The organism is Acinetobacter sp. YH12152, assembly GCF_013418285.1.
Lineage (GTDB): Bacteria > Pseudomonadota > Gammaproteobacteria > Pseudomonadales > Moraxellaceae > Acinetobacter > Acinetobacter amyesii.
Genome location: NZ_VPCH01000114.1, coordinates 1 through 1,402, shown reverse-complemented (window position 1 = coordinate 1,402; position 1,402 = coordinate 1). Strand labels below are relative to the sequence as shown.

The 1,402-nt window shown below is 35.2% G+C and carries 2 protein-coding genes; both read left to right on the top strand.

Annotated features, from left to right (window positions below; translation table 11 throughout):
- A partial coding sequence (locus FTU83_RS17190) for a transposase domain-containing protein (RefSeq protein ID WP_151778716.1) occupies positions 1-93 on the top strand: 93 nt, incomplete at its 5' end.
- Between the two features lie 588 nt (positions 94-681).
- Positions 682-1,284: a hypothetical protein gene (locus FTU83_RS17185; RefSeq protein ID WP_180107464.1), complete on the top strand. Its 603-nt coding sequence runs from the start codon at positions 682-684 to the stop codon at positions 1,282-1,284.
- The last annotated feature ends 118 nt before the right edge of the window (positions 1,285-1,402 follow it).

The window sequence follows — 1,402 nt, the reverse complement described above, 5'->3', positions numbered from 1 at the left end:
TATTTAAGTGATGTGCTGAAAAGGTTGCCGACACACAAAGTGACCCAAATTGAAGAATTGCTGCCGCACTGCTGGAAACCTAAATTGAATTAAAAAATAGGTATGGGATTCAGCGGACGCTTACGGATAAACTTATAGGATAGTTGATTTACCATTTACTTATTCATTTACAGATTCAATATTGGTTGATGTATAAGGGTAATTTGATGTAAATGAAATTGAGCGAATAAAGCTTAGATAACCCAAAAGTTTTCAAGATAGGATAAATTGGAAAAGTCCTTGATCTATACCATGAACTACCTCTAGGTATTCCTATGTGCAACCTATACTTGAAAGGAACATCTAATAGGCTTAACACCAGGATTGGTGAGAGTTAACCACAGTTGTGCTGAATCGACTCTATATCATTAGAAGGAAAAGTACACAATCAATGGCTATGTATTCACTATATGTGAAGTACGAAGTAGTGATTGATTGTTATTTGATTAAGTAATTGATTTTGTTGTTGAAATTTGTTTAATGGTAGTGTATTATTTATAATAGAATACTATAAAAGAAATGGTAGAGAGAGACTATATCTAAAGAAAAGTATCTTTAGAAGTAAAGCATAAAGAGAAGAACAAGATAGGATAATAAGTAGTATAAGATAGCATTTTGATTATTATCTTGGTTTCTCCCTCCATGGATTATGATTCTCTCAAAAAATTTTCAATTCAAATTCTTGAACAAGCTGATCAGCAAAGCCTTTCGTATAATCTGTATTGGTATTCTCCAGAAACAAGGAAGCTCCGCCCAGAATCTAAGATAGGATATTATGATAAACAACCCTCAGGTGTTTCATATAATCATGGGTGTAAGCTTGTAATCACATTTCCAAGGCTTGCCTTTAACAGTCTGGAATCCATCATAAATACTCATCTCACTCAAGATAAGCAGATAGCATATCGTGAAGACTACAAATCCAGTGAGGGTATTGGATTTGATGTCTACCAAAGAGTTGAAGAGCTCAAGTTATTCATTGAACCTGATAATGTTTCATCCAAAAAATTCACATGCGAAGGAATGCTTAAAAAAGGAGTGTATTGGGCAGATCGTCAATTGAAAGCATTGGAAGCAATAGACCCACCATTATCACCTCAGCAAATTTCTCAAACCATTAATGAAGTATCTAATCGTTTCAATAAAGCCTTAGCCTATCTTAAGTCACAAGGTAACCCACAAGCTACGCTCCGGGTAAGACGGGATAGTGGCTTTAGACATCGTATGATTAGAGTTAATCCGTAAGCGTCCGCTGAACACACCTTCTGAATTCATCCTATAAGCCTTAATTTAGTCCCCACTTAGAAACAAGTGGGGACTAAAATTTATGACTACAAATCATCAGACATCCATCGCATCTCTT

What these genes read in the sequence shown, in the direction of transcription:
- FTU83_RS17185 (WP_180107464.1), top strand. Translation starts at nt 682, where the DNA reads ATGGATTATGATTCTCTCAAAAAATTTTCAATTCAAATTCTTGAACAA.